Raw genomic sequence first — 20454 nt, forward strand, 5'->3', positions numbered from 1 at the left:
GAACATGTCAGACAAAAGAATAAAAGCACTGGCGATTAAAGTTCATGCTAAAACTGAACCGAATGGCGTTGAGTTTGCCTGGGATAAAATCCGTCAATTAGAAGTTTTTACCAAGAATATTTTAATACCGGAAATAGCTGTCGATAAAGATGGGAATTCATCCGTTAACATTGGAACTATTGTTTCTGGTATACCCTCCGTATTTGCGAGAGCTAACTTGTTTAAAAGTGCGCTGGATAATATCCAGGATAAAGAGGCGGAAGCTTCCGGATTAATGCTGTTTTACAAATCCTTGCTTAGTGAGTGGAAAGGTTTTATCAGCTGTATTGCATTAAACTATAAGGATATTGAGGTCAATAGAATTCACTTAGCATATTCTGATGGGCAGCAGCTCATGAATACCGCGAATATTTATGAGCCTGCAGGTGCATTTGGAAATATGCTATTTGAACGGCAACCGCTCTGGTGCGATCAATCTTTAGCTAACAATGCAGATAAAATACCATTTATCGATGTGATCTCCTTTAAAGGAAATGTGGTTGGCGGTACTTCACCCGATAGCTTTTTATTTACTGCTGTAGCTTACCATCTTAAGGACAAATTACCCTTTGTCAATGTACAGAATGATCAGTTTATTGATCCTTTAAAATCAGAATTAAATCCGCAGGAGCTATTTACGATTTATGGTTACGCTAAACATATCCTCAATAATATAGAGAACTTCAGCTTAAATTATGCAGGCTTAGCAGAATCAATCAGACCAGAATACGGTAATATGTCATCCTGTCTTCAGGCATGGATTGATGAAATGGTTATTTATCAGGAAAAGAAAGGGTATCCAAAATTAGCACATCATACACCACCAGAAGTCGGTTCTCTTTTTAATTATCCTTTCAGTATTCTGTTTAATTATTCTACAGAGTTATTTGGTTCAGAGGGTATTATATATAATGAATCGGGAGAAGGCAGAATAATCTTTGATCCTAAAGACTTGCTATTGCCAGACACGACAGAAATTGCCCAAATAGATTTTGGTAAAGAAGGGGTAGAAACCAGGAACTATCTGAAAGCTAAGCCTATACTTTTATTAGCTGCAGAAACTAAAGGACAGCCAAATAATTATGCCTATTTCACCTTACCCTTAACACCATTGGCATTGAATGTCTTTGGAGCGACATTAGATGCACTGGTAGGTATAGCAGACGCTTCAAATGTAAAATCCAGGATCTCTGCTGTTTATGATCCGAATGATAAAAATGGCGAACGTTTAATAGTTAATCTAAAACTTTATACAGAAACCGGGAATGAAATTATTAAAGAGGTAATCTATAAAATAACGGCAGAATCTATCAGAGGAAAGGATATTTTAATGTGGCCTAATTTTATTTCTAAACAATGGAACCGATACTTTCTTTATTCAGAAATTCCACATAATGATGCGCAGTTTCAGGCAACCCCATTTATTGGTAATGTAGATGATGACTTTTTCAGAATAGTACTTGACGAAAAAGGAATTCCCCTTTACCTGGCCAAAAATGGCAGAGCTGCTATCATTTCTGAAAAATATGGGGCGATTAAAGCTCAACTGCATGTAACCTCAAATAATGCTGTAGCAGATAATAAATACAAGTATGAAATTTATGAGAGTAACAAGCCTTTCAAAGGGGTGAAATTTGCACATGCAGGTGTTGATTGTGGTTTTGGCATTATCCGTTATGACGGATCAGGCAATACGCAATCTTTACCGGTCAATATGCTCAATTCTCCCAGAACATTGTCCGCTGCATTTTTAGGTGTTGACTTTGGAAGTACAAATTCTTCGATTGCTTATTTCTCTGACCATAAAAATGAAGTTTGTGAAAGCTTAAAGCTAACTAACAAAAGGGTTTCACTGTTAGCTACTGACGTGAAAAATAATGATAAGCGCCATGCTCTGGAAGATGAGATTTTCTTTTTCCAGAATGATGAAATTCTCACCAATTCTATTAAATCAGTACTTACTATTCATGATTCCAGAAGAATTATAAATGAGAATAATATGCTGAATGATTCATTAATGGCACAAGCTGTTAAAGGTGGTTTTCCTTGTTTTGAAAAGAATCTGCCGATTGAGAACGCAGAAGATAACCGGTATATTCTAAGTTATAACAGGGTAGGGAGAGCAGAGTTGGTTTACAATATGAAATGGTCTACTCAGCCTATAGATAAAAGTTATAAAACTGCTTATTTAAGCTCTTTACTATTACATGTTTACGCGCAATTGTTCATTGAAGGCCATGAACCGCATACTTTAAAATGGTCCTACCCATCTTCAATGGGAAAAGAATTGTTAAGTGAATACAGAGGAATCTGGGACTCACTTAAAGAGATCTCGCCAATTGTAGGTACTGTTAAATTAAAAACTTACCCCCCTTCAGATCTCTCAGACCTTGGTGATACCAGCAGTGAAAGTGTGTGGGGAAGTCCGGCTGCTGATTCAGGTTGGGATATTGCAGGTGCGGGTAATAGTGGTTGGGGGAATGATTCTGCAGTTCCGGCATCGGGAGGCGGTTGGGCTGACAATTCTTCCACTAAAGTCAGCCCGGTAAATATAGCAACTGAAACAAAATCTGTAAGGTTTGATTTCAGGAAATTAAGCAATGAAGAATCACTTTCTGAAGCCTGCGCCGTAGCAAATTATTTAGTCCGGCCAAACGGTGGATATTCTATTACTCCTGGAGAGCTGGTGCTTTGTTTTGATATTGGTGGCAGTACCACTGATATTACAGCATTATGCCAGATGGATGGGGGAGGCAAGGCGATGATTAAACAAAATTCTATCCGTTTTGCGGCAGAAAGAGTTGCACAAGCGACTAAGTTTTCTCCAAACTTCAAAAACGTGCTGTTAAAAATGTGTGAAAGGAAGAATATTTCTATTCAGGGATTAAATAATGGTGTCAATAAATTTTCTGAAAATACTGCCCCTTATTATTTTGAACAAGTTGTCGACCGGCTGGAAGCATCCGATTTTGATACCTTTTATCTTTTAATAGCTGCGGAGTGTAAAGAAATGATGAGCATTAATCTTTATGTTACTGGTTTAATTATGTTTTATGCTGGTCAGCTGGCTTATAAATTAAGAAATGAACTGATTAAATCGGAAGATGCCCCGCCAGCTGTTAAAGCTATCCCTCCTAAAATTAAGATTGCTTTTGCAGGAAAAGGATCAAGGATTTTTGACTGGTTTACGGCAGTAAATCCTGCTGCTGCAGATGATTATTATACACAAATGTTTATCAGGGGTATGGGTGGAGAAGCAGTAGCCAGGCAAACAATTACACCAATTAGTACTAATCCCTTAAAGATAATTGATATTAATTCACAGCGTGGAGCCAACAATTCTGATGTCAAGTATGAGGTGTCAAAAGGTTTGGCTATTCCTACCAATATTACAAGTATTCTGGTGCCAACTAATAAACAAGCTATTGAGATATTGGGTGAAGATAATTTCTGTGTAGTTACGCCTGCTGGTGAATTCAAATATCTGGAATCAACTAATTCAATTACTCCGGAAATGTTAGAACACATAGGAAATCATTTTATCTGTCTGCCGCAAGAGGGAAAATTACCATGTCCAAGATTTATGGATTTCGCTGATTTATTTTACAGGGTTTCCTCTTCCATGTTTGGTTTGAAAATGAATTCCGCAGATTTTATGACAGGCTTTCAGGACATGAATATTGAAAATTATATCAAAGGAGAACCTGGTTTTATCAAAGCACAAAAGCGAAAACATGAAGACCACAAAGAATTTGACTATGTAGCTCCGATTATCATTTTAGAGGGCATGAAATTCTTTGAAAAACACCTGCTTAAAGGCATTCAAAAACAATAGAATCAATGAAATTCTGTGTAGTAGCAAAAGTATCTAAACGCGCTGTTTCTTTCTGGTATCAATCGGACGGGAATGCCTATGCTCCATTGAGTATAAAGGAATCAAATGAAATTCCTTTATACTTTTATGTAAATGGCAATGATTTTATTTTTGGAAGTGTTGCAAGAGAAAGGTTTAACAGGCTTGATCCTGATGCGTACGGGAACTACTTTGAAATTATAAAAGATCCAAGTAAGCATTTCGTTATTTATAACAATAAAAAGCCTGTTAAACAACTGTTTTATTACGGCGTTGAGCAATACCTGTCTCATTTTCTGAATACAGTTTTATATAAAGTTGACTCGATTGAGTCTTACAGACAGCATTTTCCACTTCGCTTTTTATTTGATACAGATATTGAAGATCAAGAGAAGTCACTGATAGAGAACTTATTTCGGGAAGCGGGATATTTTAACCTGGACCGCGTTTCTTTCCATAGGATATTATTCAATGTATTAGTTCAAAAAGAAGTTTTATCTAATGAAAAAGCAATTCTATTATTAAGTGCTATTGATGATGTACTGTATGTGAAGCTTTATAAGAATGCACATGCTGAAGAAGTCGATTCTTGTAAACTAGCGGGACAGGGAGCAGATCCCAGGGTGAAGATTCTGGCAGATATGATTGTTGAATACATAAGCAGTCAATATCCTTATTTATCTATTGATAAGGATGCCGAGATTGCCATCTTACTTCCTTTTTGTGTAAGTCTGCTGGAAAATTCAGGCGTTATTATTCAAGGCGAAGCAGAACTAACTGATGGCAATAAATATTGGTTCAAGGTCAATGAGAGAAATCTTACGGAGAGACTCCAGTATTATTCCAATGACAGTATAATTTATACGGCGATAGATGACCTTTTAAAATCAAGTAATTTAATTGTACAAGACGTTATTATTTTATTGGGTACGGAAGAAATCAGTACGTCCTATTTCTCTGATAAACTGCTCCAGAAATATCCTTATGTAAAAGAGGTTATCCCTGCTGACATCAAGGATACGATGAAATCTATTTTTGCTGAAGTTTCTATTTCAAATTATACGGTTAAATCAAAAATCCCGGACACGCCGCCTGTACCGATTAAACCGCGGATGCCAGCACCGGCTGGTGCAGGGATACCAACACCAAAATTGCCACCTCCTTTACCACCAAAAAAAGAAAAGAATGTTTCACAACCCCAGCTGAATATTCCCAGGTTACCTGAGGTAAAACCTGTAATTCCATTAAAAATTAACCCAGTAAAGCTTCCACCGCTGCCACCTAAAAAAAGTGTGTAAGAGGGAATTAAACAATAATAAATAATAACATGGCTATACAACTAGAAAAGAAAAAACCAATATCTATTATCAAAGAAAAACCAGGGCTGAATAATATTGTAGCCGGTTTAGGCTGGGACCCTGCAACTGTAAACGGGCATAGCGTAGATCTCGATTTGTCCTTATTTATGCTGGGTGAAAATGGTAAACTCGTAGCAGATGAATACTTCATCTTTTATAACAATGCGTCAAGTCCTGATGGTTCTACTCATTATCCTGGAGATAGCAGGGGTGGTGAGGGGGATGGAGACGACGAGGTTATCCATATTGATTTGTCTAAGATAAACCCGAAAGTTGAGTTTTTATATTTTGCTGTGACCATTGATCAATGCGCGGTAAGAGGACATAATTTCGGCCATGTGCAAAACTCTTATATCAATATTAGAAATGCAGCTGATAATTCAATTTTATGTCAGTATCTGCTAAAGGATAATTTCAGTAATGAAGATTCCCTGATTATTGCCACTATTTCCAGGAACGGCGGGAATTGGAATATAGAAGCTCTTGGACAAGCCTTTTCCGGAGGCTTAAATACACTAATCGATTTATATCAATAAAAAATATACTATGAGCAGTTTTAATTTAAGTAAAGGGGACAGATTTTCCCTTTCCAAGGCAGCGCCTGGACTATCAATTGTGAAAATTGGAATGGGATGGGATCCTAATGATGAACCCGGCGGCCCCGAATTTGATCTTGACGTGTCTGCATTTTCAATTGGCAGTGATTTTAAGATCCCTTCCGATTCTTATTTTACCTTTTATGGCCAGATCCGTATGGGCAATAAAATTGAGGACAAAATAGAAAAAGGTCTTTTCAGGCCGCTTACCGAGGATGGAGCTATTGTTGGAGCCATCGATGATCCGGATGGAACCAGAAGTAATGGCGATGATGATGAAGATATGTTCATTGATTTAACGAAAGTGAGCCATAAAATTGAACAAATTATTATTTGCTGTACGATTTGCAAATATCCTCATGACAACAAAAAAGACCGAAGAACATCAGACCTGAACTTTGGACAAGTAAATGATTGCTATATCCGTATTGTCGATGAGAGTAATGGAAATGAGATTCTTCGCTATGATTTAAAAGATAAGTATATCAGCGAAGATGCAGTAGAATTCGGCAGAATATTCCGTGTTGGTGATACCTGGGAGTTCGAAGCTATGGGCAGAGCCCATACAGGCAGCTTACAAACATTAGTAGACATGTATACCTAATTATAAAAATTATGGCATTTGATTTAAATAAAAATGATGGTTCTGCTTCTGGCGGGCCATCTGTTAAACCTAAAGGTTCATCTAAATTTGACCTTTCAAAAAACGAGACAGCACCATTAACAGTGGCTACTTCAAAGTCGAAAACGTGGATAATCGGATTGATCAGCGTTTTAATAATTGGCGGCGGTATCTGGTATTATTCATCAAATACAACAAACGCTGTCCATAAAGTATCAACAGCAGCGGTTCCATCAGATCCGGGCTCAACAATTGTAGCTGAAACTCAATCCAAGGCGCAAGCAGGTAAGGTAGTTACGGATACTGCTGTTGCAATTTCAACAATTGGTCAAGACAAACAAATTGCTGAAAATGTGTCTGACGATAAGAGTGCAGCCAGTTTAAATCATAAAATTCCCGTTTCCTTTTCTCAGGGATCTTCCAAATTCAGCAGTGTAGATCAGGCATTAATCAAACGGATTATTTCATATTTGTCTGAAAATCCTGCTGCATTAATACATGTAAATGGATATGCAAGTAGTGAAGGCCCATTAGCCGTTAATCAAACCATATCTCAGGCAAGGGCAGATGAATTCAAGAAGTACCTGGTTTCAAATCATATTACCGAAAGCAGGATCATTGCAGTAGGGAAAGGAATTGAAAATCCAATCGCTTCAAACGCTGGGCATGCTGGAAGAAAAAAGAATAGAAGAGTGGAAATTATGCTTCCGTAAATTAACGATTAAATAATATACAATGGATTTTTTACATACTATTTTAGGCGATGATATTCAAGCCGGACTGCTTATTATCTTAAATTTGATTGTTATAGAAAGCTTACTTTCAGTAGATAACGCAGCAGTATTGGCGACCATGGTCATGGATCTTCCAAAAAACCAAAGAGATAAAGCCTTGAAATATGGTATTATCGGTGCATATGTGTTTCGTGGTATTTGTTTACTGCTTGCAGCATGGCTGGTTACGATTTGGTGGTTAAAACCACTAGGTGGGCTATATCTTTTATATCTTGCTTTTGATTACTTCAGAAAAAAGAATGCTAAGAAAGAAGAAGGGGAGGAAGAAATAGACAAAAGCAAAAGCTGGATCTATAAATCTACCGTTGGTTTAGTCGGTACATTCTGGGCTACTGTGGCACTGGTCGAAGTAATGGATCTGGCATTTTCTATAGATAATGTTTTTGCAGCTGTTGCATTTACTGATCACATCTGGCTTATTTACATTGGCGTTTTCATTGGAATTCTAGCCATGCGATTTGTAGCACAGGCATTTGTAAAGTTAATGGAGAAGTTCACCTTTCTGGAAACTGTCGCATTTGTTGTAATTGGAGTACTGGGGGTTAAATTGACTTCTTCTTTATTTACTCATTTTTATCCGGCATCGCCTGTTTCTCACCTGATAGAAGGAGAGAAGACAGATTTATTCGTCTCGATTTTTACAGTAGCAGTATTTATTATTCCTGTAATTACTTCGATCCTGTTTAATTATCCGAAGAAAAATATCATGGAAGCAACTCTTACTGCGCAAGCTGAAGAGGTATTAGACAAAGCGTAAGTAATTCTTGGATTTATATTCCCAGACAAGCATTTTACTACTCCAGCCTTCTTTTAAAGCCCTTAGTTTATGATTTTGTACAATAGTTATTGTATAAAATCATAAACTAAGGGCTTTTTATATAATTTTGTTTTGTTCCTAAACAAAAAACAAGGTATTGGGTTATATGAACTGTTAAATTCATTTTCTATATATGAGCGATGTCCAACTATTAAATAAAAGCCAATTAATTGAAGTTTTGAGTCAGACCAAAACTGCAACTGCCATTCATATAGGAGAAAACGCATTGATTCAAATGGCTAATCAAGCTATGCTGGCTATTTGGGATAAAGACCAGTCTGTAATAGGAAAGACACTAGAAGATGCACTTCCGGAACTTAAAGGCCAGCCTTTTGCGGAAATGTTTAAAAGAGTCTGGCTGGAGGGAATTACACTTTCGGGTGTAGAAACTGCTGCCGAACTTAAAGTAGCAGGGCAATTGAGTACCTTTTATTTTGACTTTGAATATAAGGCGATAAAAAATGAAATAGGCCAGACCATTTGTATCCTGCATACCGCAATAGATGTTACAGACAGGGTGAACAACCGTAAGCTTATGGAGGAGTTCTATAACAAAGAACAGGCCCTGGAACGTGAACAAGCCCTCAATGAAGAATTAGCAGCATCTAACGAAGAACTTAATGCCGTAAATGAAGAACTCGCTCAAAGCCAGGAAGAGCTGATGAGCTTGAATGAAGATTTGGAGATCAGGGTAGAAGCCAGGGTAAAAGAACTCTCTGCCAGTGAAACCCGGTACCGTATAATTTCTGACGAACTTGCTGCTATTAATGAAGAAATGACTGCCTCCAATGAAGAACTGGCTTTAGCGCACGAGCATCTGAAAGAAACTTTTGATGAATTGGAGGATAAAGAAATCGCATTGAGACTAGCTATTGAGGCTGCTAATTTTGGAACCTGGCATATACACTCAGAAAGCAGAGCTTTCATAACCTCAGTGCGCCTTAGGGAGTTGTTTGGGTATGACCCCACTCATGTAATTACTATTGAAGAGGCACTCGGACAGATTACAGAAGAATATAGGGCGTATGTTGCAGAAAAGCTGGAAAATGCGATTAACGGTAATGGGGATTATGATGTTTCCTATCCGGTTATTGGATTCAATGACCAGCAAATCCGCTGGCTTAGAGCGGTAGGCAATCTGAAAAAAGATAAATCCGGAGAGTTTTCTTCTTTTACAGGGGTGGTTATGGATATTTCCATGCTTAAAAAAGATGAGCAGCGCAAAAGTGATTTTATTGCGATGGTGAGCCATGAATTAAAAACACCGCTCACTTCTCTTAATGGATATATTCAGGTCCTTCAGCGTAAGGCAATTGTATTTCAAGACAATTTTGTAAATAGCTCACTGGAAATGGCTTCTAAGCAAGTTAAAAAGATGACCAGCATGATTAATGGATTTCTAAACGTTTCCAGATTAGAATCAGGAAAGATTGTCCTTAATCCGACTTATTTTTCTTTAACAGATTTGATTGAGAATGTGGTAGAAGAAAGCAGGTTGATGGAAACCAGCCATACGATCAATTTTCAGCATTGCGAGCACACGCCAGTCTATGCAGATTATGATAAAATTAGCAATGTGATTGTTAATCTTTTGAGTAATGCCGTTAAATATGCACCCATAGCTAAAAATATAGAAGTTACCTGTACCATCAATAACCAAATGGTACAAGTCAGCGTGAAAGATCACGGTATAGGAATTGGGGCAAGGGATATTGATAAGCTTTTTGACCGTTATTACCGGGTAGAAAGTGACAGCCAGGTTTCCGGCTTTGGAATAGGGCTTTACCTGAGTGCTGAAATTATTGCCAGGCACAATGGCAGAATCTGGGTAGAGAGTGAATTGGGATATGGTGCTACATTTTATTTCAATTTACCCTTATATCAGGCATCTGCTGAAAAAACGGCTCCAATGCTTATCTAAGATTAATCATGACTTGATTCTGTTTGTCATTTACGCAGCAGTGCTGTACCTTTATTCCATTAAAAAGAGAACCATATGAATACTGAAAAAGCCATTCTTGCTGGCGGTTGTTTCTGGGGAGTGGAAGAACTTATCCATCATTACCCAGGTGTTATTTCAACAGTCGTAGGCTATACCGGGGGGGATGTACCCAACGCAACTTACCGAAATCATGGAACACATGCCGAAGGCATAGAGATCGTATTTGATCCGTCAAAATTATCATATCGTGGATTACTTGAATATTTTTTCCAGATTCATGATCCAACAACACGGAACAGACAAGGCAATGATATTGGTACTTCCTATCGTTCCGCTATCTTTTATACAGCTGAAACCCAACGTGAAACGGCAAATGCTTTAATCGCAGAAATGGATGCCTCAGGAGTATGGCCAGGGAAAGTTATCACCGAAGTTGTTCCGGCAACTGATTTCTGGAATGCCGAAGAAGAACACCAGGATTATTTACAGAAACAGCCTTACGGTTATACCTGCCATTTTGAAAGACCAGATTGGAAGTTAAGTTAATTCTTAATGCGCTTGCTAAAATATTAATTTAGTCCGGCCGGTGGGCCAGGATAATCAGCAGCAATCTCCCGGTAGGAAAAAACTATCAGGAGATTGCTCGTTTCTTCGGCGTTTGAATAAAGATTAATGCCATTAATGCTGCCAGAAAGCCAAGTCCGGCAGAAATCTTCATGATTTTTCCATAAGCATTAATAAAACCGGAATGATAAGCTGCTGCTACTTGCTTTTGCTGAATTGCAGTTAATCCGGCTGGAACCTTTGCATTTCCAAGATTCGCAGTTTGCGCAATGATTGTCTCTTTTTGTTGTGGATTAAAAGGCAATGCTTTGATTTCCTTTTGTAAGGCCCCGGAAAATAACAGTACTGCCATTGATCCCAAAACCGCATTAGCGAAAACACCTGCAATTCTTGATACTGCATTGTTAATACCCGAAGCGGTACCCGTAAAATGATCACTTACTGAACCCATTACTGCTGCGGTCAGCGGGGCAACAGTGAGCGACATTCCAAAACCGAAAACGAGGATTCCGGGTAAAAAAGTAGTCCAGTAAGCTGAAGGGCCATTCGTCTGTTTGATAAAAGATAATAAAAGTAAACCCACCCCAGCTAAAAACGGGCCAGCAATCAGAAATAATCTCGGTCCATATTTATCCGCCAGGCTGCCCGCAAAACGTGCATTAACGACCATGAAAATAGTAAATGGAAGAAAAGTAAGACCGGATTCAAGTTGCGTATAACCCTGTACCTGCACCATATTTAATGAAATGAACAACATTCCAGCACCAAGCCCGGCATAAAGGAAAAAAGTAAGCAAATTTGTCCCGCTGAAAATGATATTGCTGAATAAACTTAACGGCATCATTGGATGGCTGCTTTTACGTTCAATCAGCACAAAAGCAAACAACAATAAGATCCCCGCACTAATAGAACCATAACCTTGTATATGGCTAAAACCAACAGCTGGCAGGCGCAGAAACCCGAAGGTAAGCAAGGCCAGGCCAAGCGCTATAGCAATTGCACCATAAATGTCAAGCCCCTGGTTGTTCTGCTCATCTTTAATTTCTTTTACTTTAGCCGCTAAAAAGAAAAGAACAATAATTCCGATAGGCACATTAATAAAAAAGATATAGCGCCATAAACCCGCGTCAGCCAATGCGCCGCCAAGGGCCGGCCCACCCATAGTTACTAAAGTGGTAGCCGCAGACCACGTCCCAATGGCTTTACCCCGTTCTTTTTCATCAATAGCAGAAGAAATCAGCGATAAACTTCCCGGAATCATTAATGCGCCGCCAATACCTTGTACCACTCTGAAAATGATCAGCATAGTGGCTGTAGAAGAAAACCCGCAGGCAGTTGACCCCAGGATGAAGATAAAGATCCCGATCATAAAGACCTTTTTGCGGCCTAGTCTGTCACCCAGTGTACCACCGATTAAAATAAGCGAGGCCAGCATCAGCAAATAAGCATTTAATACCCAAAAAAGATCCGGCCCTGAAGCCTTAAGATGCTGTTGTAAGGAGGGTAAAATCACATTAAGCGCTGTGGCATCAATAAAAGCCATGGCTGAAGCCATTATCGTACAAGCCATAACCCATTTGCCCTGGATACTTCGCAGTGGTACTGTTGCCATAATTTATAATCAATTAAACCAATCTCTTCCATAAAATTAAACAAAATCATTCGTATACACACGAATAAGAAAGGACGGATTTTAGCGTTCCCGGCATCGTTTGCGCAGATTTAAATCGCCCGCGTTATTAATTCCTGAAAAATTAAAATTAGCATTGTCTATGAAAGGAAAAATATTACAGCTGATCATTTGCTGTTTATCGCTGTCTTTTTTTGCAAAGGCCCAAGGTAAAGATATAACTGTTGCCAAAGACGGAACCGGAGATTATCTGACCGTACAGGAAGCAATTAATGCAGTTCCTGATTTCAGAAAAGTCATTACTACTATATGGATCAGGAATGGAATATATCAGGAAAAATTAAACCTCTCTCCATCAAAAAAACTTGTTAAACTAGTGGGAGAGGATGTCTCTAAAATAATTCTGACCTATAATGATTATGCGGCAAAGAAAAACCGCTTCGGTGAAGAAATGGGAACCTCTGGATCTTCGGGTTTTTACATTTGCGGTGATGGGTTTACCGCCTATAATATTACGTTTCAGAATTCTTCGGGCCCGGTCGGTCAGGCTGTCGCCATTTGGCTGTCAGGAGATCAGACTTCCTTTTTCAATTGCCGGATATTAGGTTTTCAAGATACATTATATACCTATGGTGCAGGAAACAGACAATATTTCCAAAACTGCTACATTGAAGGTACAGTAGACTTTATTTTTGGTGCTGCTACTGCTTTATTTGAAGAGTGTACCATTTTTTGTAAACAAGGAGCCCGCTATATCACCGCATCTTCCGCTCCGGATACCATTAAATATGGTTACGTGTTTTTAGATTGCCGGATTACTGGTGATGCTTTGGAGCGTAGCGTTTATCTGGGCAGACCGTGGCGGCCCTACAGTAAAGTTGCTTATATCAACTGTGAGTTGTCAAAATTGATCAAAGCAGAGGGCTGGGATAATTGGCGCAAGGAAAGTAACGAAAAAACTGCATACTATGCAGAATATAAGAATAAAGGAGAAGGTTTTAACCCCCGGGAGCGCGTTGCATGGTCACATCAGCTCACTACAGAAGAAGTTAAAGGCTATACAATTGATTTAATTTTCAAAGGATGGAATCCAAAAAAAGTCGCAGCAGAAACCGGGAAACATATCAATTATGAGCACTAAAATTTTAAAAGTCCACCCGGATGACAATGTGATTGTCGCATTAACTGATCTTAAAGCAGGGGAGAATATCCAGTATCAGGATAACTATTATTTGCTGACTGCAGATATTCCTGCAAAGCATAAATTTTATACCTCAGACATGGAGGCGGGCGAAGAAGTGATTATGTATGGAACTTTAGTAGGGAAAATACAGTTTCCGGTTAAGGCCGGCTGGTTAATGACTACTGATAACCTGAAACATGCGGCCGCCCCATACTTTTTCCGGCCTTATAATTACCACTGGCAAGCTCCGGATATTAGTAAATTTGAAGGCCTTACTTTTAATGGTTATCATCGCACTGACGGGAATGTAGGTACCGCAAACTATTGGTTGTTTATTCCTACAGTATTCTGCGAAAACAGGAATCTTGATGTAATCAGGGAAGCATTGCACAATGAATTGGGTTATGCTGTAACAGAAAAATACAAATCTTATACCCGCCAATTGTTAGAAGCCTATAAAAATGGGGCGGATATTAAAACCCTTGCCGCTATTCCAATTGCACTGGGACCAGCAACCCTGAGTACCAAAAGACCATTCCAAAATATTGATGGTATCAAATTCCTGAATCATCAGGGCGGTTGTGGGGGGATCCGTCAGGATGCTGCTGTATTAAGTAAATTACTGGCCGCTTATGCAGACCATCCGAATGTTGCAGGTGTTACCCTATTGAGCCTTGGCTGTCAGAATTTACAGATTCAGGATTTTTTGAATGATTTAAAAGAACGTAACCCTTCATTCGATAAAAAGCTCTATATTTTTGAGCAGCAGCAATCACAAAGTGAAGAACAGCTGATTACCGCGGCAATCCGTCAAACCTTTGAAGGTTTGATTGAAGCCAATAAAATAGAACGTCAGCCAGCTCCTTTAAGTAAATTGTGTATTGGGGTAAAATGTGGCGGGAGTGATGGCTTTAGTGGTATTTCTGCAAATCCGGCGGTTGGTTATTGCGCTGACTTATTGGTTGGGCTGGGTGCGAAAGTTTTATTGGCAGAGTTTCCTGAGTTATGCGGCGCAGAACAGGATATTATAGACAGGACAAAAGATGAAAGTGCGGCAAGGAAATTTATGAAGCTGATGTCTGCCTATAGTCAGGCCGCTGAAGATGCAGGCTCTGGTTTTCATATGAATCCATCACCGGGTAACATTAAAGATGGACTGATCACCGATGCGATCAAGAGTAATGGTGCTGCGAAAAAAGGAGGGACTTCTCCTATAGAAGACGTATTGGATTATACCGAACCAGCGCAAAAAGCCGGTTTAAATTTAGTTTGTACGCCGGGTAATGATGTCGAAGCTACCACTGGTAAAGCTGCAAGCGGAGCCACACTGATCTTATTTACTACAGGTTTAGGCACGCCAACAGGAAATCCGGTTTGCCCGGTTATTAAAATATCCACGAACAATGCCTTAACAGCAAAAATGAATGATATTATTGATATTAATGCAGGACCAGTGATCGCAGGTGAAAAAACTATTGAACAAATGGGAGAAGACATTTTAACCTACTGCATTCAAGCTGCTAGTGGTGAGGTAATCCCCAAATCTGTTCTGTTAAACCAGGATGACTTTATTCCCTGGAAAAGAGGAATTTCTCTATAAATTACCGTACATATAAGCTCGTATCCAGTACTTTTTTCTCGAAATCGTAAACCGGATACTTGCTTTCTATGACTTTAAGCAGCATCTGAGTCGCGATCTGTCCCATTTCAAAGGCAGGCTGGCGGATAGAGGTCAGCGAAGGGTTCATCAAATCAAGTACATCAGAATTACTGAATCCTGTAATGGCAATATCCTGTGGAGTTTTGATATTTAAATTCTTAAATACCATCAGACAATCGATACTTAACCTGTCACCTGCTACAAAAATCGCATCAGGTTTTTCCTTCAGGTTCATCAATTCTTTGACTGCATTTTCTGTTTCCTGATAAAACATTCCTCCATGCGGGCAGTACTTTACGTAGTCTTGTTCAAAAGGAATATCATGTTTGGCCAATGCCTTTTTGTAACCATCCAGACGTTCTATGCTAATTGATAAATGCGCAGAGCTTGTTAAATGCGCAATTCTCCTGTACCCCTGATGAATGAGGTGTTCTGTTGCTTCAAAAGCTCCTTTTTCATTGTTGGCTATAACCTTATGAGTCACTATATCTTCTGTAATCCGGTCAAAAAACACCATTGGTAATCCTTTTTGATGTAAATCCTGAAGATGTGCAGTATCACTTGTTTCGGCAGATAAAGAAACCAATAATCCATCTACTGATCTGGATGCTAAATGCTGAATGTTAATCTTTTCCCGTTCATAAGACTCATGTGTCTGCGTAATGATTACATGATAACCACGATCATATGCAATAGATTCAATCCCGTTAATTGCCTGAGAAAAGTAATGATTAGCAACCTCAGCAACTACAACACCAATAGATTTGCTTCGGCGTTCTTTCAGACTCAGCGCAATAGGATTAGGGCGGTAATTTATTTTTTGTGCATACTCCCGGATAATCTTTTTGGTTTCAGGGCTGATCTCATAAGTATCACGTAAAGCTCTGGATATGGTGGAAGTTGAATAGCCCAGTGCGCTGGCTATATCTTTTAAAGTAGAGGGTACAAACATAACGCCTATTTCTATTTGGTTAGAATTAACTGAACACAAGTTTACATATAAATTCTGATTGTAAAATGATAGAAAACACCTACGGCAACGATTGCGTATTTATTTTAAGTGTAATTGTTTTATGCTGTCCTAAAACTATGTAGACTTGTTACCTATTGAAGACAAACAGCTAACCAGATTTTCATGAATAATTTCCGTCTAACCCTTACAGGCTTGATCATTGGCCTGACATTGAATGTAAGTGCACAGGATAAAAAAGCAGATCCTTTTGATCATCTGCCAGTAGTCAAAGAACCTGTATTCAAAAATGATACACTTAGTATTGTTAAATATGGGGCGGTAAATGATGGCGTGACACTGAATACCATTCAAATTAATAAGGCTATAGCAGCCAGCAGTAAAATGGGTGGTGGTGTAGTGGTAATTCCCGAAGGAATGTGGCTGACCGGACCGATCGAACTCAAAAGTAATGTAAACCTGCATTTGAAAAAAAATGCCTTACTTCAATTTACCAAAGACCTGACGCAGTACAAACTCGTAGAAGGAAATTGGGAGGGGGTAGCGCAGATGAGGAATCAATCACCAATCTGGGCGAACGATCAGGAGAATATTGCGATAACCGGTTATGGAATTATTGATGGGGCGGGCGATGTATGGAGAATGGTAAAGAAAGATAAATTGACAGAGAGCCAGTGGAAAGCAAGAATAGCTTCCGGTGGTTTGGTGAATGAAGAGAAAAAGATCTGGTATCCTTCAGAAAAAACTTTTAAAGGAGCTTCAATGAAAGACCCTGGATTGATTACTCCAGCTAAAACTGCTGAATTTTACGACTCCATTAAAGACTTTCTCCGTCCAAACTTACTCGTACTCAATAACTGCAGGCAAATTTTACTGGAAGGTGTTACTTTTCAAAATTCTCCGGCATGGAATTTACACCCCCTGATGTGCAATGACCTTACTATACGTAATGTGTATGTTAAAAATCCATGGTATGCCCAAAACGGCGATGGAATAGACGTAGAATCCTGTAAAAATGTCCTCATCGAAGGCAGTACGTTTGATGTAGGTGATGATGGAATCTGTATCAAATCTGGCAGGGATGCTGCAGGACGCAAACGCGGAATTCCGACTGAGAATGTGGTTATCCGTAACAGTACTGTTTATCATGCGCACGGAGGTTTTGTAATTGGCAGTGAAATGTCCGGAGGAGCCAAAAACATTTATATTACCGATTGTACTTTTATCGGTACAGACATTGGATTGCGGTTTAAAACTACCAGAGGAAGAGGTGGTGTTGTGGAAGGCATTTATGCAAGAAATATCAATATGAAAGATATTGTTGGGGAAGCTATTCTATTTGATATGTATTATGCAGCAGTAGATCCGATAGTTTTATCGGGAGAAAAAAGAGAAGCACCAAAAATCAAGCTCCTGCCTGTAACTGAAGAGACACCAGTATTCAGAGATTTTCACATCAGCAATATTGTTTGTGACGGGGCTTCCAAAGCTATATTTATTCGCGGCCTGCCAGAGTTAAGTATCAGCGATATATATTTTGATCACCTGACGATCAAATCTAAAGAAGGAATTGATTTACAAGAAGCTAAAAACATACAGCTGAATGATATAAAGCTCATTACTGGACAATCAAAACCATCCATCAGAGTCCAAAATGGAAACAATGTATCTTTTAAAAACCTTGATCCGGCTACCAGATCATTTCTCCTAAAATAAGTAACAATGAAAAGATCATTTTTTGTAAAAGCAGGTTTGGTTTATCTATTGATCATTAATTTTGGTGCACAGGCAATTGCGCAAACTAAACCGCTCAGTGAAGCTATGGCTGCTACGGTATTGGATATTTGGCAGGATTCTTTAAACCTTGACCCTGCTAATCCTAAACCTGTTAAGTGGGCTTATGACCAAGGCGTTATCCTGGAAGGAATAGAAGCGATCTGGAAAAGAACGAATTCTGATGTCTATTTTAAATACATGCAAAAATCTATGGATTTTTTCGTTACAGCAGATGGAGGGATTAACCGCTATAAACAAGCAGATTATAACATTGATAATATCAAAAACGGACGCACGCTGCTGTCTTTATATAAAGTAACCGGGCAGAAGAAATATTTTAAAGCCGCTACGCTTTTGTGGGATCAGCTTAAAAAGCAACCCCGTACGCAAGAAGGAGGGTTCTGGCATAAAAAAATATACCCGCATCAGATGTGGCTGGATGGGCTGTATATGGGAGAACCTTTTTACGCAGAATACGCAGCCCTGATTAAGGATGATAAAGCCTTTGACGACATCGCGAACCAGTTTATCTATATGGAGAAAAATGCGCGTGACGCGCAAACAGGCTTACTCTATCATGGCTGGGATGAATCCAGACAAGAACGCTGGGCTAATCCGAAAAATGGTGTTTCCCCAAATTTCTGGGGCAGGGCAATGGGTTGGTACGGGATGGCTTTAGTAGATGTGCTGGAGTATTTCCCGCAACGTCATCCTAAAAGGAAAGCACTGCTCGATATTTTGAACCGTTTATCAATCGCTATCGGCAAATATCAGGATGAAAATTCTGGCCTGTGGTACGACATTCTTGATCAGCCAGCCAGAAAAGGTAACTACAAGGAAGCTTCTGCCTCCTGCATGTTTGTTTACACAATCAGTAAAGGTGTTCGCAAAGGATATTTAGACCATAAATACTTCCATATTGCCAAAAAAGGCTTTCAGGGAATACAAAAAGAATTTATTGAAGAAGGAGCAAAACCCGGACAAATCAACTTAAAAGGTACAGTAAGTGTTTCTGGCTTAGGAGGGAAACCCTATCGCGATGGCAGTTATAATTATTATATCAGCGAAAAGGTAATTACTAATGACCCTAAGGGTGTAGGTGCATTCCTGTTGGCTGCTTCAGCAATGGAAATTGCCTCAAAAGACCTTTAAACTCAACTAATTTCTTATACTAATCCATCACTGTGAAAAAGTTTATTGATGAAAATTTCTTATTAAATAATGAAACGGCCGTATTGCTCTACCATCAATACGCAAAAGACATGGCGGTGATAGATTATCACTGCCATTTACCACCAGATCAAATTGCTGAAGACAAGAATTTTGAAAACCTGACACAGGTTTGGCTTTATGGAGATCATTATAAATGGCGTGCAATGCGTGCTAACGGCGTTCCGGAAGAATATATTACCGGAAATAAAAGTGACTGGGAAAAATTCGAAAAGTGGGCAGAAACAGTACCTTATACCTTGCGTAACCCTTTATACCACTGGACACATTTAGAGCTACAGCGCTATTTTGATATCTATGATATTTTATCTCCGGCAACAGCCAGGAAAATTTATGAGGAATGTACAGCAAAACTTCAGACACCAGCTTACTCGGTAAGGAACCTGCTGCGGAAAATGAATGTTAGTGTATTGGCTACGACCGATGACCCAACCGATGACCTCGCGCATCATCAAAAGATTAAAGCGGATGGTTTTGAAGTGAAGGTCCTGCCAGCATTCAGGCCTGACAAGGCAATGAACGCAGATGATCTGCCAGCGCTTATTGCTTATATCAGCAAACTCCAAAGCATTTCTTCTGATCAGATAGTCGATTTTGAAAGTTATTTAAAGGCTTTAAAAGATCGTCATGATTACTTTGCGATAAATGGCTGCTCCGTCTCTGATCATGGCTTAGAACAGCTATATGCGGAAGTTTACACCAATCAGGAGGTAGCTTTGATATTTGATAAGATTATTAATCAGCAAATATTAAATGAACAGGAGATTTTACAGTTTAAATCTGCTATGCTTTATCATTTTGCAACCTGGGATCATGAGAAAGGCTGGGTACAACAGTACCATCTTGGTGCATTAAGAAATAATAATTCACGTTTATTAGCGCGTCTCGGACCCGATACCGGGTGGGACTCCATAGGTGATTTTCAGCAAGGCCCTCAGTTATCGAAATTTCTAAACAGACTGGATGCCAGTAACCAGCTCGCCAAGACCATTCTTTATAACCTGAACCCATCAGATAATGAACTGATGGCAACGATGATCGGTAATTTTAATGACGGCACCATTGCCGGAAAGATTCAATTCGGCTCGGGATGGTGGTTTCTTGATCAGAAAGAAGGAATGACCAGGCAGCTCAACGCGCTGTCTAATATGGGATTGTTGAGCCGTTTTATAGGAATGCTCACCGATTCAAGAAGTTTTCTCTCTTATCCGCGTCATGAATATTTCAGAAGATTACTTTGTAATTTGTTAGGAGAGGACATCGAAAATGGCGAATTACCCGATGATATAGATTGGGTAGGCCAGATTGTCAGAAACATCTGTTATCATAACGCTAAAGATTACTTTAATTTCTAAATGATCAATATGATTATATAGTTTAAACGTTTTAAGTATAAACTATTTCCTATTTTGTACCTGAT

At 39.1% G+C, this 20454-nt stretch carries 15 protein-coding genes; 13 read left to right on the forward strand and 2 right to left on the reverse strand.

The features are described from left to right. Positions 1 to 4 precede the first annotated feature (4 nt). From LY11_RS08435 to msrA, 8 genes are all read left to right on the forward strand, one after another. Positions 5 to 3874: a hypothetical protein gene (locus tag LY11_RS08435; protein ID WP_111633271.1), complete on the forward strand. Its 3870-nt coding sequence runs from the start codon at positions 5 to 7 to the stop codon at positions 3872 to 3874. 5 nt (positions 3875 to 3879) lie between these two features. Next, positions 3880 to 5190: a hypothetical protein gene (locus tag LY11_RS08440; protein WP_111633272.1), complete on the forward strand. Its 1311-nt coding sequence runs from the start codon at positions 3880 to 3882 to the stop codon at positions 5188 to 5190. 29 nt (positions 5191 to 5219) lie between these two features. Continuing rightward, positions 5220 to 5786: a TerD family protein gene (locus LY11_RS08445; RefSeq protein ID WP_111633273.1), complete on the forward strand. Its 567-nt coding sequence runs from the start codon at positions 5220 to 5222 to the stop codon at positions 5784 to 5786. Between the two features lie 10 nt (positions 5787 to 5796). Next, complete coding sequence (locus LY11_RS08450) at positions 5797 to 6450, forward strand: TerD family protein (protein WP_111633274.1); 654 nt, start codon at positions 5797 to 5799, stop codon at positions 6448 to 6450. An 11-nt stretch (positions 6451 to 6461) separates the two neighbouring features. Next, complete coding sequence (locus LY11_RS08455; RefSeq protein ID WP_111633275.1) at positions 6462 to 7181, forward strand: OmpA family protein; 720 nt, start codon at positions 6462 to 6464, stop codon at positions 7179 to 7181. A 22-nt stretch (positions 7182 to 7203) separates the two neighbouring features. Further along, positions 7204 to 8019, forward strand: a complete 816-nt coding sequence (locus LY11_RS08460) for a TerC family protein (RefSeq protein WP_111633276.1) — start codon at positions 7204 to 7206, stop codon at positions 8017 to 8019. A 238-nt stretch (positions 8020 to 8257) separates the two neighbouring features. Continuing rightward, a complete protein-coding gene (locus LY11_RS08465) occupies positions 8258 to 10000 on the forward strand; it encodes a PAS domain-containing sensor histidine kinase (protein WP_170132656.1) in 1743 nt (580 codons plus the stop codon). Positions 10001 to 10075: 75 nt separating this feature from the next. Further along, positions 10076 to 10567 (forward strand): peptide-methionine (S)-S-oxide reductase MsrA, encoded by a 492-nt coding sequence (gene msrA / locus LY11_RS08470; RefSeq protein WP_111633278.1) that lies wholly within the window; start codon positions 10076 to 10078, stop codon positions 10565 to 10567. Between the two features lie 85 nt (positions 10568 to 10652). Here msrA and LY11_RS08475 read toward each other — a convergent pair whose 3' ends face one another. Further along, positions 10653 to 12197 (reverse strand): MFS transporter, encoded by a 1545-nt coding sequence (locus tag LY11_RS08475; protein ID WP_111633279.1) that lies wholly within the window; start codon positions 12195 to 12197, stop codon positions 10653 to 10655. A gap of 160 nt (positions 12198 to 12357) precedes the next feature. Between LY11_RS08475 and LY11_RS08480 the strand changes: the two genes are divergently transcribed. Both LY11_RS08480 and LY11_RS08485 read left to right on the forward strand, forming a co-directional pair. Beyond that, a complete protein-coding gene (locus LY11_RS08480) occupies positions 12358 to 13356 on the forward strand; it encodes a pectinesterase family protein (RefSeq protein WP_111633280.1) in 999 nt (332 codons plus the stop codon). Next, a complete protein-coding gene (locus LY11_RS08485; protein WP_111633281.1) occupies positions 13346 to 14998 on the forward strand; it encodes a UxaA family hydrolase in 1653 nt (550 codons plus the stop codon). Before LY11_RS08480 ends, LY11_RS08485 begins: the two co-directional genes overlap by 11 nt. 1 nt (position 14999) lies before the next feature. Here LY11_RS08485 and LY11_RS08490 read toward each other — a convergent pair whose 3' ends face one another. Beyond that, entirely contained in the window at positions 15000 to 16010 is a 1011-nt protein-coding gene (locus tag LY11_RS08490; protein ID WP_111633282.1) for a LacI family DNA-binding transcriptional regulator, read from the reverse strand. Between the two features lie 183 nt (positions 16011 to 16193). Here LY11_RS08490 and LY11_RS08495 point away from each other — a divergent pair, with 183 nt between their 5' ends. Genes LY11_RS08495 through uxaC form a run of 3 tightly spaced genes read left to right on the forward strand, consistent with a single transcriptional unit; the run spans position 16194 to position 20389 of the window. Next, positions 16194 to 17744 (forward strand): glycoside hydrolase family 28 protein, encoded by a 1551-nt coding sequence (locus tag LY11_RS08495; RefSeq protein ID WP_111633283.1) that lies wholly within the window; start codon positions 16194 to 16196, stop codon positions 17742 to 17744. Between the two features lie 6 nt (positions 17745 to 17750). Continuing rightward, positions 17751 to 18956: a glycoside hydrolase family 88/105 protein gene (locus LY11_RS08500; RefSeq protein ID WP_111633284.1), complete on the forward strand. Its 1206-nt coding sequence runs from the start codon at positions 17751 to 17753 to the stop codon at positions 18954 to 18956. Positions 18957 to 18988: 32 nt separating this feature from the next. Then, complete coding sequence (gene uxaC / locus LY11_RS08505) at positions 18989 to 20389, forward strand: glucuronate isomerase (protein WP_111633285.1); 1401 nt, start codon at positions 18989 to 18991, stop codon at positions 20387 to 20389. Positions 20390 to 20454 lie beyond the last annotated feature (65 nt).

It is taken from the genome of Pedobacter cryoconitis, assembly GCF_003259615.1.
Taxonomy (GTDB): domain Bacteria; phylum Bacteroidota; class Bacteroidia; order Sphingobacteriales; family Sphingobacteriaceae; genus Pedobacter; species Pedobacter cryoconitis.